We start from the raw sequence: 15,176 nt of genomic DNA, 5'->3' as shown, positions 1-15,176 counted from the left end.
AGATGGTCGGAGTGAGAGGATTCGAACCTCCGACCCCTGCGTCCCGAACGCAGTGCTCTACCAGGCTGAGCCACACTCCGACCGTGGGGACGGGCCGCAAGGCGTCGCCCCGAAGTGAGGACGCGGCTTATAGCCATGGGTTCGAGAGGCCGCAAGCACCCATTTCGACCTTCTTCGCACAGACCGAAAATAGTCCTGAAAGAGGGTGTTGCATCCCAAATCGGTTTGGCCTATCTGACCGCCTCCGCCGCACAGAGCGCTGCGGAAACGCCGGTCCTGCTGGGGAATGGTGTAATGGTAACACTACGGTTTTTGGTACCGTCATTCTAGGTTCGAGTCCTAGTTCCCCAGCCACCGCCCTCACTGCATTTGAGCGCTTTTGCCCCCTCCTGAGGGAGGCGGGTTTTACACTGGGTTTTACAGTTGGCCTTCTGTTCTGGGTCTCCTGGAGCCGCGCGATCATGCCCAATCCGATGGCTTCCCCTGTGACGTAGCGCCGGGCGATTTCCTTCACCCGCTTCAGCTCCCAGCCCAGAATCGTCGCCACGTCGTCGAGCGGTAGGCCCGCCAGGATGTAGCTGGTCGCGGCAGTGCCGCGCAGGTCGTGGAACCGCAGGCCGTCTCGGCCGGCAGTAGCGTACCACGAGTCGCGCGGGAGTCGCAGCGACTGGGGAAACCGACAACAATGTCGGTTTTCCAGATCACCGCGATTCCGGGGCATTGATTCCTAATCTCGAAGCCGTGTCGACTGTTCCCTGCTCCTTGAACATCGGCTTGTCGTGGCCAGGATCGCGCGACGAGCCGCCTTCGCGTAAATCGGGCGATGAATGGGGCAAGTTGCGCCGCCTTGGATATTACTCAAGCTCGCCAGCCTCACGAGGCCCGGCCGCGCCGGAATCTGCGATCTGGGCGAAGCTGTCGCACCCGATTACTGCATTTAGGCATAACGGCAGCGGCGGTCCGGGCGATCTCCTGCCCGGATAGCCAAATTCGCATCGTGGTGGACGCGACGTCAGCCTCGCATCTGCCAGACGTTACTTAGAATATTCGATCTACTAAATAAATTTTACACGACCAATAAAATGCTAGTCGTGTGGACAGCCCGCCTGATCCCGCGACAGTTTGGCGTAGTATTGCGCGAGATTGCCTGCCATTGAATACTCGCAGACGACGTCCATCCTGCACGGGAGGATACCGATGCCCAGCGGCTGAAAAACGAAAACCCCGTCGTTGGCGCGACGGGGCTCTCAAAAGTTTCGTGGCTCAGACCAGCAACTGAGCCTCCCCCCAATCTCAGATCATGTCAAGCGGCGCAGTTACGCTGGCCGGATACGGCTGCGCGTGGCCCACGAGCGGCTTGGCCAGCCCCAGGGAGGGCTCGATGACCAATTCCATCATCTCATCCGACGGCTTGAGCAACGCAATTGAAGGCGGGCCGGTATTCGACCGAATGCTCATCTACTCAGAAGAGGACTGGGCTCATAGGCGCCAGGCCGCCGGGCTGTTCAGGGGCATCCAACGGCTTGAACCCCGCAGTCGGGCGCGGAGCCTCGCGACCGAGCAGGCCGCGTTCATACTCGATATGGACCGATCTACGGTCTACCGGTTGCTCAAGAAGTTCGACGGAGAAATCGTTCACCTCTTTCCACGGCGGCCTGGTCCCTCCCAGGGTATCGCTTGCCTATCGAACGCGCGCGAGGCCGCGATCCAAACCGTCCTGCACCGAGACTACCTGACCAAGCAGAAGATTTCGGTGGCCGAATTGGTGCGGCGGATCGAGAAGGCCTGCGACGCGAAGGGCTTGAAGCCGGTGAGCCGCAAGGCGGTTCAAGCTCGGATCGACCGTCTTGACCAGCACATGGTGGCGGTCAGGCGAGGAGAACTGCTGAAAGCGGAAGACCTGACCTTGCGGCCCGGCAGCTATGACGTTTGCGCGCCAATGGAGAGATGGCAGATCGACCACACCCCGGTCGACGTCCTCCTCGTCAGCGCCATTGATGGCGAGGTTCTGGGCCGGCCCTACTTGACGCTGATCATCGACGTCGCCAGCCGAATGGTCGCCGGCTATTTCATCTCGTGGGACCAGCCCGGGGCCCGCAGCGTCGCCATGGCGCTCCTTTGCGCGGTACAGGCGAAGGGCCCGTTGCTAGAGCGGCTTGGGTTAACGGGCGACTGGCCTATCTGCGGACTCCCCGTCGCCCTGCACTCCGACAACGCGGCCGAATTCGCCAAGTCCGTCGCCTATCGTCGTGCCTGCGACAACTCCGATATTGAGCGGCAACTGCGCGATATCGGCAAGCCACGGGACGGGGCCCACATCGAGCGCCTCATTGGGAGCATGATGGCGCGGTGTCATTTCTTGCCTGGAACCACATTCTCCAACATCCGCCACCGGGAGAAGTACGACAGCGCCGGCAACGCGACGCTGACGATCGAGGAGTTGGAAAAGTGGCTGGTCGAACAGATTCTCGACTATCACGAACGGCGGCATGGCGGGCTAGGCTGTTCGCCCCGCCAGGCTTGGGAGGCGATGTGCCGCGACCAGGAGATCGCCCCGCGCTGGCCGGCCAACCTTGAGCAGTTTTATCTGAGTTTCCTCCCCCGGCGCCGGGCCACCATCCAGCGGCAAGGCGTCCAGTTGTTCACCCTGGAGTACTGCGGCCCGGTCCTGCAGGAGCTTCGCCGCCACATGGTGGAGAAGGTTGAACTTCGTTACGACCCGCATGACCTGTCGAGGGTGTTCGTCCAGAACTTGGACGGTCTCTGGGTACCGGTGCCGAGCCGGTATCCGGACTGTCCGCACATATCCCTGTGGGAGGTCGAAGCCGAGCAGCGACGCCGCCGGATTCTTGAGCTCGGCCCGGCGCGCGGCTGGATGATCATCACCGAGATCGTCCGCCGCCGAGCTGCCAAAACGGACGCCCTGAGGCTCACCAAAGGCGAGCGCGTCGAACGCGAGAGGGCGTTGATGACAACCGCCGTCGAGGGTCCGGCAGGCCAGGGTCCGAACAATTTGAGCTCCTGGACCCGTCTGATGGGGGGCAGCCAGTGAATCTCTCTCACCTGGACCGGGACGTGGCCAACATCGCTCTGGAGGGCAGGGGAACCCGCTTGGCATTCCTGCGGGAGTCCGGTTTCGTGCCGTGGCCCGACGCCATGACCTACATTGCCGAATGCGAGAGGCGGATCAACGATGAGGCGGTCTTCGGGCCACCTCATCTGCTACTCTCCGCGCCGCCGCTATGTGGCGTCGGCTCTGTGCTTCGGGAGATCGAGCGACGGGGCGCGCTGGGCTCCGGCCGGAAACGACGGGCCGTGATTGTCGATGGATTGCTGACCTTCTCGGAGGCGCGGCTCACTCATCTCATCAGCGTCGTGCTGGAGGCTGCGGGCAGGCGGCCTCGAAGCAGCATCGAGGGCGAGCAGCAGGCGTTGCGCGCCATTCGCGACGCGGGCACGCGATTGCTCTTGGTGCGCAAGGTCGATCAACTCCCTGATAAGCAGATTAAACAACTGGTCCGCTATCTCCACGCCCTCAGCGTCCGCGGCGACTTCCACCTCGGCCTCACATCGTCCACGCCGGATGTCCGTGTGCTCGCTGGCGACGCCGACCTAGCGGCCCGAACGCGGGTGTTCGAGTTCAAGGCTTGGCCTCAGGCTTTGTGGGTCGTCGAGGTGGTTGAAGCGGCGTTACGACGCTATCCCCTGCGCCAAGCCAGTCCGGTGACGCCGGAGCTGATGACGGTGCTGTTCGGCCGCACACGAGGGCTGCCCGGCGGCGTGTTCGGGATGCTCAAGGCGGCGGCCGCCCACGCCATCGAGTCCGGCGCGGAGCACATCACCGCAGACACCTTGCGGGCAGCAGAGCCACCCTTCTCTAGCATCGCAACTCGCAGACAAGCGAAAGGGACGGGCTCATGAACGCGCCGGATCTGCCCGACCGCAAGGGGCGTTACCCGGCTGCGCCCGACCCCTTTGCCGGTGAAGCGCCGTCGGCCTGGATCTGTCGCGTCGCCCATGCCCACGACCTCACGGCAGCCGAGCTAGTCCAGCTCCAAGGCTGCACCGCTTCGGAGTTTGACGCTGGCTATGGCGAGACCATCCTCCATCACATCGCTGTCGGTGCGCCATGCCGGACTTGGCCGGCGCCCAGCGACGTGGTGGACGGCCTGCGCGAGATCGGGTTGACGCCAGAAAAACCGCCGAAGCTGAGCGCTGAGGATTGGTGGGCGTACTGTCCGTCCTGCCTGACGACCGGCGGTGCCCAAGGGATGCTCCGGCTTTTAGCGCACTGGTGTCAGCCCTTGGCGTTGATCTGCCTCGAGCATGCCGTCTACCTGCGGCCGTGGCCCAGGGATCGCGAAATGAGGCTAGCGAACGGACACACGAGCTTCGAACCGTTCGCCGGCCATCTGTTGGGAGCTGAGGCCGCGAGCGACGATGATTTGGCCTTTGGCCGGCTACTGCTGTCCCCGGGGCGGGTCGACTGGGCGCCCATGGCCCGCGCCGTCTTCGATCTCACCGATGCACTGATGACCCGGACCGGACCGCAGGCGCAAGGGGCGCCAATGTTGCGTGACCTGCTGGGCCTGTCGGCCAGCGGGGACCACGTTGGATCGACTCGCCTCCCATTCGCGGCGCTTTGGGGCGTTCCCGCGACGACCCGCCTGACACTGCTCCGATACCTGTCTGGATTGACGCGGCCACCGCCCCTGAATGAGGAGCCGCCGGCCTGGTTGAATCAATTAGTGCGCCGACCTGGCGTCACCCATCAGCGAAGCTTGAATGGAGCAGCGGCCGATCACCTTTTCTATTTGTTAGCGCGTTTGAACGGGGTCGCTGCAGACCAATTGGGGCGCAGGGCAAGCGCGTGGCCTGCTGATCTTAGACGCCGTATGGGAGCGGCTGTCGTGATCGGTTCGCTGGCCAATCTGGCGTAATCGCGCGGCAGGTGCGCACTTTCATAGACCGTCGCAGACTGCTCAAGCCTGTTCGTTAAGGGCGCGATGTCCGGCGTGCCGCTAGGCATGTTGGGCCACTCAGCGCGTCGGCGCCGGGATTGTTGGCGGATACAGCACCTAATGACGGTTAGCCGCCCGGCGAACCGGGCGGCCCCTACCACGGGAGCTAGCCAACGCTCGGCCGATTCAGCGCGTGAGGACGCAGCCCTGCAAAGCCCATCCTCAGCGTTGATGCTTGCATGGTCACGATGGCGCCAAAGATCTCGAAGAGCAACCAATCCACTGCGATAAGGCAAAGCTTGCCACGCGCTGCTTGCATAAATCACTTACCTTGCGAACGATATTCGCAAGAGGTAATTGCAAGGTCGTACCCGTTCATCTGCGGGAGGCAGCCACGTCTTGCGTAAACGACCGTTTTTGAAAGGCCGCCGATGCTGATCGGATATGCCCGAGTGTCCAAAGGCGATGACCAGTCCACCTCCGGCCAGCTTCGCGCGCTGAAAGATGCCGGGTGTGAGCGGATATTCGAGGAGGCCGCGAGCGGGGGGCGGTGGGATCGACCCCAACTGCTCCGTATGATCGACCATCTGCGACCAGGGGACATCGTTGTGACGTGGAAGCTTGATCGGCTATCACGGTCCCTGAAAGACCTGATCCACATCTTGGAGAAGATCGAGGGAACTGGGGCTGGCTTCCGGTCTCTGACAGAAGCGATTGATACGACTACTTCGGCCGGTCGGATGATGATGCAGATGGTCGGTGCTTTCGCCGAGTTCGAGCGCGCGATGATCCGGGAGCGAACTTCGGCCGGCCTCGCGGCGGCTCGTGCGGAGGGGAGGGTCGGTGGGCGGCGGCGCAAGCTTACCCCCACGCAGCGCACGGATATTCTCGAGAACCTTGAAGCGGGGCGTAGGACCGCCGCTCAGCTGGCCCGTCTATACAACGTGAGTGAAGCGATGATCAGCCGCATTCGTGCAGCTGCTCGGACAGCGGAATAGGCCTTGGCCCAGCAGCGCATCTTGGTGCTCATACAAAGAAAGGCTAGTCCGCTCCCAACTCATGGCTGACCTTCGTAATGTCCGCGTTGCAGAAACAGTCACTTTAAAATTCGACGGCGCCTCGTGGCACGATCATGCGACGGATTGGAGTGAAGCTGGCTTTAGGACTTGATGTGTGGGTTCCGTTTCAACCTTGGTGGCACGGTGATGGTTTCTGCTAGGATTGTCAGGCCGTCGATATGCGTGTGGGCTCGCTGAGCTGCGGCCGCTGCCGTACTTAGTTTGACGGTGAGTTGGGAGAAATCGAGCCTGTCACCGTCCTTCATCGACCATGATGACGTTCGACCCAGGTCGAGCACCAGATAGATGCCCCGCCGGACGCGCTTTGAGAGAAGGTATTGCCCGGCGAGTTGCGTCTCGACGTGATCGACCAATTGGTCACCGCTCCAGCTCGCGCCAGCGATCTTCAGTTCAATGACAACCACCTCGTCGCGGTTCGGACGCCCTTCTATCCGTAGGTCCATCCGCTTTTCGGAGGCGGTCACGGTTTCCTGGGTGACGCTGTACCAGTCGCGGGCGCGTTGGCGCAGCGCTTCGCCGAGGAAGGCGCGAACGTCGTGCTCGGTCGCGTCGCGCAGAAGCCCCCGTCGATCGAATTCCGAGGTCGCCAGATCGGCGAGGATCGACCTGAGATGGCGTTCGATCAGGGCGTGAAGCTCCGCCGCGGATGCGGGCTGTTTCAGATAACAGGCGAGGAAGGCGGCGGTTTGGGCCTCGGTCCAGGGCCGAGGCGCGGCCGCCTGTCTGGCCTGACGGTTCAGGAGGTTTCTGATCCAGCCGGGATGAGGGGCGAACTCTGGCGTGCGGCTGAGATCCTGGAGGATCGAACGCGCCTCCGATGTCGGGTGGTCCGTGATCAGACCGGGAATGGCGCCGCGCGTACGTTCGGCCTGCCGACGGCCGGTGGTGTAGTCGCTGTCCTCGTCGACGTCCTCGGTCGTCGGCAGGAGCCGCATATAGGCCAGAGCGACCTCGGCCAGCAGCTTTGGCGTCGCGGCGGCGAGGGGCGGGGCTTCGCCCAGGCCGATCAGGACGTCGCGACAGAGGGGCGTTGACGACGGGCGGGTGCGATAGGCTTCGAAGGCGGCCCAGGCATCATCCGGGGCATGGGACATCCATACGGCCAACCAGTCGCTGGCGAAGGCGCCGGCACCTTCGCACATGTGTTCGTGGAACCGTCTGGACGCCAGGCGAACCAGAGCGGGGATTAGGGCGGCGTCGGATGCGACGAGGGCGGCGGCGTAGCCGATCGCATAGGGATGGGGAGCCTGGGCGGCCTTCAGCACTGTAAGCGCGTGGACGGCGAAAGGGGCGCTTAAAGCCGGCGACTGGCGCCGAATGAGGGCCAGTGATCCGGGATGCCAGGGCATACCGTTGTCTCGTCGGGCGAGCTCCGCCTTCAGGCGCGGGGCGAGAAGCCCGCACCAGACGTCAAGATGTCGTTCGGCCAGTTCGCTCGCCCAAGACGGAAAACTGTTCTCGTCGATCATGACGCCGAGCGCGCGGCGGGCCGAGGCGGCGTCGATGGCCTCTAGAAGCCAAGGCGCGTCGGCGGCGATCCTCTGCCAGCCGATCACCGCCAGCCGGTCTGCAGACGACCATCTGTGCGGCGAGGGCTCATGGGACAGGGCGAACGCCTTCACGCCCTCGACCAGAAGCTCCGTGTTGCGTGCGCCATAGAGTTTGACGGCGTTGGCGAGGTCCGTTCCTGCATGGGCGCCGACGACCAGCATGTTCCAGATCAGACCGGATCGCGTGCCATCTCTGACCGATCTAGAATGCTGGATCAGGGCGAGGCGCCAGCGCAGGTCACGCAGGGCCTGCCGACGCTGATGGCGGTTCAGCCACGGGATGTCGCGTCGATGCCGCATCATCCACCAGCGCGCCTTCTGTTTTAGGCCGGGTTTGTGATGGCGAAGGGCGTCGAGGGTGGCTTGATCATCCAGGGTCTGCGCCCGTTTGATCAAGGGGCAGCTCCAGCGCTTGAAATCCGCTTTCGAGCCGAGCCTCAAGGCGCTGGCCGCCCCCGCCCCGGCCGCGACCTGCAATCTGGGATCGTCGGATCTCAGATACAGCGCGGATAACCAGTCGAGGTCCTGATCGGCGGTTTCAGGCGTGTAGGCCCGCCGATGACGACTGACGTAGCGATCAAGGACGAAATGCACCTGCTTCAGGCGATCGTCGGAGGCTTTTTCGGTGGCGAGACGGAACATCGCCGCCCGAAGCGTGGCCGCCGTGTTTAAGGTCTCGAACAGGGCGTCGCGATCGGCCCGGCCTTCTGTGTCGCTGAGCGGTCCTCCGCCAGTCTCGCGGACGCTGAGCAAGCGGTCGAGATCCGCGATGATCTCTGCGTCCCCCTGATGAACGGGCGTTTCCGTCAGAAGCCGCAGGATCAGGACCTGGAGCGAGGGCAGCAGATACGGTGCGGCGGCGGTGTAATGTTGAGGCTCGTAACTGAACAGGGTTCGATCCTGGTCACGCCAGCTCAGGCGGCTGATCCAGCGTCGCAGTCGGAGCCGATGTTCCGCCGCGCAGGTCGTGACAAGGGCCTCGGTCAGGGGCTTGGCGTATTCGCTGCCCGAATGGTGTCTGGCCGGGAGCACACGGCTGATCAAGCCGAGCCGTTCCGCCGTCGATAGGGCGCCGGGCGGGGCATGCGCGCTGGCGACGAGACGGAACCGATTGGCGCTCTGACGGGCCTCGATGTCCGTATTCGCCGGATCGGGTCGGAACCGCAGTGCGGCGAGGCGCAGGCGCGGCAGATCCGCCGCCTCGCCGAATTCGAAGGCGCAGCGGAGAGCCGCCGCGCGGATGTCCGGTGTGAGCGAACGGTCTTCGACCACGGCGTAGACGGCGGGCAAACCAGAGAGAAATCGCCCGAGCCAGATCAAGGTGATGAGGATACGCCGGGGTTCATCGGCCTTGGCCTCAGCCAGCAATCGGGGGCAGACGCCTTCCAGTTCGGGCGCGATGAAGCGGCTGAGGAAGCTGTGGTGGACATAATAGCCGCGCCATTCGTCTTCGCTGTAGCTGCGAACGAGGCTTTCAAGCGCGGCGATACGGGTGGCGATCGGAAGACTGGCCGGATCGCCGCCGTCGACGAGAATGGTCGGTGCCGCCTCGACCAGCCATTGCCGATATCGCGCGTTTAACGTCCCGAGCCAGCCGGCCGTCTCGGTGAAATGGTCCGGCAGAATGGTGACCTCGAAGGCAGACGGCGTCACTGCGGAAACCAGGTCCGAGATCGACATGCCAGCCTCGAGCAGGGCGTCCAGGGCCTCTGCGGCCAGCCGCTCCATGGTGCGGCGGTGCTGAAAGCGGACGACGCCCTGCCAGGCCGAGGTGAAGAGGCCGGAGCCCAGCAACTGGTCGACTTCTGGGCGAGACCAGGCGGCGAGACTGTCGTCGCGAAGGGCGGCGAGAGGATCGATCCCGTCCCCGTCGGTTCCGGGGGTGCGGATCACCAGCTGCTGGCCGAGCACGCAAGCGAGGGCGAGGCGGCGAGCGCCTTCACGGGTGCGCTCTACGGCCATCATATTGCGGGGCGTGGGACTGCCGTGATCCTGACAGCGCCGTTCGATGGCCCGGTCCGTGACCGTCTTCAGACTGCCGAAGGCGTCGCCGCCGGATGCGCCGTCCGACGTCGCCGCCTTGAACGCCTCGATGAAATCGAGGACATCGAGCGGTGTCTGGACCAGGTGCGCGAGGCCGGAGTCGTAAAGGGTCGGCAGAAAGGTCGTCGGCGCCTGAACATGGTCGCAGAGGACTTGAACCTGACGGTCGTCCAGAGGGTCGAGCCGGACGAACCGAGACAGCGGCGCGTCCCCGTCGGCGACCTGGCCTCGGCTCGTGAAGCGCTCGGTCAGGCGCTTGACTTCGGCGAGTTCCATCTCCGTGGTCCAGGCCGACGGGCGCGAGGAGATGACGAAGCGCAGACGGTCGATATCGCGTCCGGCCGCCGCCTCGACGCTTCGGATCGCCGTGCGCAGCGGATTCTTGTCCAGGTCTCGCGGCAGTTTGGCTTCGTCCACTGCGTCGAGAAACACCACCAAATCGGTCTTGCCGCGCCGCCACCTCTTCGCGATCTGGCGATCGGCGTCGGATTCGAGCGCGTCGTCGAAGGCATGGGCGCAAAGCCGCTCGATACGGATGAACAGGCCCGGCCGGTCGGTCGACGAGCGGGCCGCCTCGTCCATCAGCTCGGCCGTTTTGCCCGCGCCGGCTTCGTTGAGGAGAACGACGACGCGAGACTGGCGAAGCCAGGCCCAGTCCTGGATTTCGCCGTTACGGCGGCGCAGATAGCGCAGAAGGTCGCGCTCTTCGGGCGCTGTGGGATCGACCGTTTCAAAGGTGCGCTTCAGGTCGGAACGGGCGGGGATGGTCGGCTCTCGCTCAAGGAGCGGACCGGAATGTCCGCACGGTTCGAGATCGCATAGCGCGGTTCGTCCGATCTGCTAAGGCCCTGAGCCGACTCACGTCTAAATGATCAGGCCTGCGCGTTCCGGTTGGGAGACGCTCGGCGAGAGGGCCCTCTTCGCAGGAGCCGGAAAGAACGGGAGGATCAGTCTATGGTGTCGGTTGGACCGGGACGCAGGGGGCGGCCTGCGGGGATCGCCTATCACGGCGTGGCGGGGGTGTCGCAGGACTGTCTGGATGCGGTACTCAATCTGCTGATGGGACGCTCGGCGATCCGTCAGGTTCGCCTGCTGTCGGCGGTGGGCAGCCATGCGCTTCTGCTCTCGACCGAGTTCGACGACCTGATCGCGATCAAATCCGGCTTTACGTCCGGCTACAGCGGAGAAGGCCCCACCGCCTTGTCCAGGGCGCTGTGCGCTCTGGTCGCTCATGGCGCGACGATCAGCGAGCATGCTGTGGAGCCCGACTATATCAGCCGGATCGACGACGCGGCCTTGACCCTCGGCGATCTCGAAACGCTCAGCCTCGCTCAGGAGATTCGACCGGCGCGATGGGCGGACTATATCCAGGAGCGGCATCATCGCTGGGTGACCGAGGGATACTGGGTCGCGATGATGCCAGCGGTGATGCCCTTCGCCATTCTGGATCGACGGCTGGCGGCTTCGGCCCTGAGGTTCTGGGCCAATCCGGATCAGGCTCTCGTCGACGGCTACCGGTTGCTGGAAGACACGGTCCGGAGACGGTCCGGCCTCGATCGTCATGGCGCGCGACTGTTTCGGGAAGCCTTCAATAGCCGTCTCGGCTGGCCGGTCGCGCACGAGGCCGAACGGGAGGGGCGGGCCCAGCTCTTCGCCAACGCCTTCATGGCATTTCGCAATCCGCGCATGCATCGGCCGGCCGGTGCGGACCCCGCCGCCTTGGCCGAGTTCCTGCTGTTGAACCAGTTGTTCCGGCTGGAGGCCGAGGCGGTCGAGACAGCGGCTGTCGCCGACTTGGGACCGGCATGACGACTGCGCCGTTTGCAATTGATCGACAGCCCGAAACGCGAACGCTTGACGGGGACCGGCCGCTCCTGCGGTCGCAGGACGACCGACTCGGATTTTCTCAGGTGGCGGCGGCGCTCAGCCGGGCTATCCTGAACCAGGCTGCGCCCGAGGGCTTGGTAATCGGTGTCGAGGGTGACTGGGGATCCGGCAAATCCAGCCTCCTGCGTCTGACGTTGGAGCAACTGGCTCAGGGCGGGGCGAAGCGACCTCCGGCGGTGATCGAGTTTCGGCCCTGGCTGATCGGCGACAGGGACGCCCTGTTGCAGGCGCTGTTCTCAGAGTTCGCCAACGCGCTCGAGCGACTTGGCGCCGAGGAAGCTGGCCCTGCGCGGGGCAAACTTTCTGCAGCCGAGGCGGCGGGCAAGGAACTGCGCGCCTTTGCCGCGCGCCTGGGCGGGGTCGGGAAACTCGTCAAGCTGGGCGGCGATTTCGTGCCGGGCCTCGGGGCGATCGGATCCGGTCTCGTGGCCGTAAGCGAGGTCGCCGCTGACGTCAAAGCCCCTTCGCTTGTCGAGTTGAAGACCAGGATCGACGGCCTGCTGCGCGATCTGCAGCGGACCATTGTCGTCACGATCGACGATGTGGATCGCCTCGAGCCGTCCGAAGCCCTGGAATTGCTGCGTCTGGTTCGATCCGTCGCCGACTTCCCGCATGTCGTCTATCTGCTCTGCTACGACCGCCATGTGCTCTCCGCCGGGATCGAGACCTCGGCGCGCGTGCCAGACGGCGAAGCCTTCCTCGAAAAAATCCTCCAGGTCACAGTCGAGGTGCCGCTGCCTGAAGCCTATCGCCTGCGGACTTGGTTCCAGGCGGGCTTGGCGGCCTTGATGACCTTCGACGACCCGGCGGCCGCCGCCGCGGTGGACACGGTCGTGGCGCAGGAGGGGGATCGCTATCTGAAGACGCCGCGCGACGTGGTGCGCTCGCTCAACGCCCTGCAACTGCTCTGGCCCACCGTCGCGGACAAGGTCGATCCCGCCGACTTCGTCTGGATCCAGATGATCAAGGTCGGCAATCCAGCTCTGTATCGTTGGATCGAGCGCTATCTGGGGCGCTATGCCGGCGTGCGCCACCAGCCTGTGGGCTCACGCGGGCTGCTGCGCCTGGGCCGGTTGGATCTCGTTGCAGCCCTGAAAAGAGACGGTCTGGTGTTCGACGATGTGAGGCGCGATCTCGCGCAGCGACTTCCCGGTATTCCGCCGCATAGCGGAGCAGTCGAGGCGGAAGCGGAGCTTTACGGCCATCGCGACGATATCGAACGGGATCGCGCTCTGAGCACGCGACGCCTATCCAGCCCGGACCATTGGCGCCTGTATTTCGCCCTCGATTTCTCTGACGGGGCGGCGCGACCGTCGGATATCGAAGCCCTGGTCGGTGCTGCGGAAGCGGGTGTGGCCGAAGTCGGGCGGCTTCTCGCGACATGGTTTGCCGAAAGAAGCGGCGCGGGCGTCGTAAAGGGCGCCGCCGTTCTCGATCAGGTCCGCACCACTGACGGCGTGGATCTGACGGGCGTACAGGCCGAAGCGGTATTCCGCGCTCTGGCGGAGATCATGGACGAGGTGGTGATGGTGCGGGCGCCGCAGGGCTTCACGGTCGAGATTGAGCGGGAGGCCGCCATGGTCGCGCCGGTGCTGGCGCGACGGATCGCCGCGGAGGGCGACATGGACGCGATCATGTTGAGCTGCGTCAAACAGGGTGAGGCGCTGAGTTGGCTCGCCGGCCAGCTGCGGGCCGAATGTTTCGCTCACGGCAAATTCACGGACCGCTACATCGACGAAACCACGCGGAAATTGTCACCCGAGGGATTGGATCAGGCTCTAGCCGCCTTTGCAGCGCGCTTGGTTCGGCATCGCATCAAAGGTCTGGCTGGACGGCCGCAGGTGGTGAACCTGTTGTGGCTTTGGAAGGATGTGGCGGGGGAGGCGGCTGTGGAGGTGATGAGGCGGTCGGTGGTGCGGACCCAGGGCCTTTTCGAGGCTTTGGAGATGATGAGCACGGTGGCGACGTCGAGTTCCCGGGGCGGCTATCTGTTCATCTCGGCCTCGCTGCTCAAGGCCTTCTTCAACCCTGAAAACATCGCTGCACGACTGGTCCGGATCGGGGGAGGGCATGATCTGGAAGAGGCCCAGCGAGCAGTCGAGTTCCAGGACCGGATCCAGAAGGGGCAGGGCGTATGAGTGCGGGCGGGATCACGGATGAGGTCGATATGACGGATAGCCCCGGGGGGCTTTCTGCTGAGCGGCGCGATCTGATCGTCGTTCCCGACTGCAATGTGCTGGTCCATGGCCGGTCGCTCCATGAGTTACCGTGGGAGAGCTTCGGGGTCGACCGGATCGAGGTCCGTATCGTCGGTCAGGTCGTCGATGAGCTGGACAGGCTGAAGAACAAGACCGGGCGGCCATCCAAATACGCCCGCGACTTCAGCGCCGCGCTCCGCGGCCTGCTTTCTGCCCCGGATAGAACCGACACGATCCGGCGCGCCGCTCCGGTGGTGACGCGCAGGCTCTGGATCGGGCGGCAGGAGACCAAGTCTGCGGTTCGCGACGGTCTGGATCTGACGCACGGCGATCAGGCGATCCTCAATCAGGTGCTCTGGCTGCAGGATCAGGGAGAGAGGGTGTTGTTTCTGACCGACGATGTCCTGGCCGCAGGAAGGGCGGATGATTTCGGGGCCCCCTTCATGCTGATGCCGCCGGAATGGCGTCGGCCTGCGGAAACCGACGAGGCCCAGAAGGAAATCTCTCGGCTCAAGGCGGAGAATCTGGCCTTGTCGCGGGCGGAACCGGATTTGCGCGCCGCCTTCGTCGACGAGGCGGGCGCAGCGCTCACGCGCGTGGAGCGCGACCTTCCTCGCTTCATCCCCTTGCAACCGGATCAGGTCGAGGACTGGATGAGACGGATCGAGCGGGCCGCGCCGCGACACAGGTTCGATCCGGCCACGACCCATCTCACGGCGCGTCAGATCGAGGACTATGATGCGGCCTATGAGGCGTGGCGGGTTACGGCCCGAGGCCAACTCGAAGATCTCCACCTGTTGAAGCTGAAGCGACGGGCGTGGCCGAAACTCAGCCTCCGCGCCTCGAACGACGGCGCGAGACCGGCCAGCGACGTCCTGATCGAGATCGACCTCCAGGGCGACGCCCTTCTCGCGCGCCCCGAGGTCTGGACCGGTGCGGTGGCCGAGGTCGATGCGCAGAAACGTCGCGAGGAGCGGAATGTCCCCTTTCCTCCGACCCGCCCCCGGGCCACGCGGATGGACCTCATGTTCGGCGCGTTGAACCGTATGAATTTCGCCCGGCCGGAACAGCGTTTCGATACGACGCGCCTCGCCTCGCTCTATGCGCAGCGAAAACCCGATCGGTTCTATGCCCGCGGGGAGGGGGACGCACCGACGAACCTCCTGGCCTGGGAGGCCGGTGCCTGGCGCCATCAGCGCGACACGGAAAGCTTCGTGTTCGAGATCGCTGGTGAGGATGCGGCGCCTCTGCGCGGGATGATTACGGCCCGGCTCAGCGCATCCAACCTTTCCAGGCCCGTGGTGGTCGGCCTGCCGTTCCGGCTCTCCTTTTACGACGCGAGCCTGGAGGAGGACGCCGAACGGAGGGTGGCCGCTTTCGAGCGCGCCATGGCGCGTGCGCGAAGCTCTCCGCACAGGCTCTGGTGAAGGCACCGCGCCCGACCCGCCGTCCGGCGAC

General features: G+C 64.6%; 8 protein-coding genes and 2 tRNA genes. 8 read left to right on the top strand and 2 right to left on the bottom strand.

Annotation, left to right across the window (positions count from 1 at the left end; translation table 11 throughout):
* Nucleotides 1-3 precede the first annotated feature (3 nt).
* A tRNA-Pro gene (locus tag B3Z70_RS10425) sits at nucleotides 4-80 on the bottom strand.
* Between the two features lie 200 nt (nucleotides 81-280).
* Here B3Z70_RS10425 and B3Z70_RS10420 point away from each other — a divergent pair.
* The 5 genes from B3Z70_RS10420 (at nucleotide 281) to B3Z70_RS10400 (ending at nucleotide 5,959) form a co-directional block, all read left to right on the top strand.
* A tRNA-Gln gene (locus B3Z70_RS10420) sits at nucleotides 281-354 on the top strand.
* Between the two features lie 1,027 nt (nucleotides 355-1,381).
* Nucleotides 1,382-3,052, top strand: coding sequence for a Mu transposase C-terminal domain-containing protein (locus B3Z70_RS10415; RefSeq protein WP_292024276.1), 1,671 nt, complete (start codon nucleotides 1,382-1,384; stop codon nucleotides 3,050-3,052).
* Nucleotides 3,053-3,075: 23 nt separating this feature from the next.
* Nucleotides 3,076-3,921, top strand: a complete 846-nt coding sequence (locus B3Z70_RS10410) for a hypothetical protein (protein ID WP_292024272.1) — start codon at nucleotides 3,076-3,078, stop codon at nucleotides 3,919-3,921.
* A complete protein-coding gene (locus B3Z70_RS10405) occupies nucleotides 3,918-4,940 on the top strand; it encodes a TniQ family protein (protein WP_292045485.1) in 1,023 nt (340 codons plus the stop codon). The genes B3Z70_RS10410 and B3Z70_RS10405 overlap by 4 nt, the downstream gene beginning before the upstream one ends.
* A 452-nt stretch (nucleotides 4,941-5,392) precedes the next feature.
* A complete protein-coding gene (locus tag B3Z70_RS10400; RefSeq protein ID WP_292021232.1) occupies nucleotides 5,393-5,959 on the top strand; it encodes a recombinase family protein in 567 nt (188 codons plus the stop codon).
* A 161-nt stretch (nucleotides 5,960-6,120) separates the two neighbouring features.
* Here the strand turns inward: B3Z70_RS10400 and B3Z70_RS10395 are convergent, their stop codons facing one another.
* Complete coding sequence (locus tag B3Z70_RS10395) at nucleotides 6,121-10,215, bottom strand: hypothetical protein (RefSeq protein WP_292045483.1); 4,095 nt, start codon at nucleotides 10,213-10,215, stop codon at nucleotides 6,121-6,123.
* Between the two features lie 372 nt (nucleotides 10,216-10,587).
* On the opposite strand from B3Z70_RS10395, the gene B3Z70_RS10390 reads away from it, so the two are divergent.
* The 3 genes from B3Z70_RS10390 to B3Z70_RS10380 are packed head-to-tail and all read left to right on the top strand — an operon-like array spanning nucleotide 10,588 to nucleotide 15,145.
* Nucleotides 10,588-11,442 carry a TIGR02391 family protein gene (locus B3Z70_RS10390; protein WP_292045481.1) on the top strand — a complete coding sequence of 285 codons (855 nt, stop codon included), beginning with the start codon at nucleotides 10,588-10,590 and terminating at the stop codon, nucleotides 11,440-11,442.
* Nucleotides 11,439-13,658, top strand: coding sequence for a KAP family P-loop NTPase fold protein (locus B3Z70_RS10385; RefSeq protein WP_292021238.1), 2,220 nt, complete (start codon nucleotides 11,439-11,441; stop codon nucleotides 13,656-13,658). The genes B3Z70_RS10390 and B3Z70_RS10385 overlap by 4 nt, the downstream gene beginning before the upstream one ends.
* Nucleotides 13,655-15,145 (top strand): PIN domain-containing protein, encoded by a 1,491-nt coding sequence (locus tag B3Z70_RS10380; RefSeq protein ID WP_292045480.1) that lies wholly within the window; start codon nucleotides 13,655-13,657, stop codon nucleotides 15,143-15,145. The genes B3Z70_RS10385 and B3Z70_RS10380 overlap by 4 nt, the downstream gene beginning before the upstream one ends.
* Nucleotides 15,146-15,176: the final 31 nt, after the last annotated feature.

Source organism: Brevundimonas sp. UBA6550, assembly GCF_002434505.1.
Classification (GTDB): Bacteria; Pseudomonadota; Alphaproteobacteria; order Caulobacterales; family Caulobacteraceae; genus Brevundimonas.
Note: the sequence above shows the minus strand (reverse complement) of the source record. Positions and strands in the feature narration are given on the sequence as shown.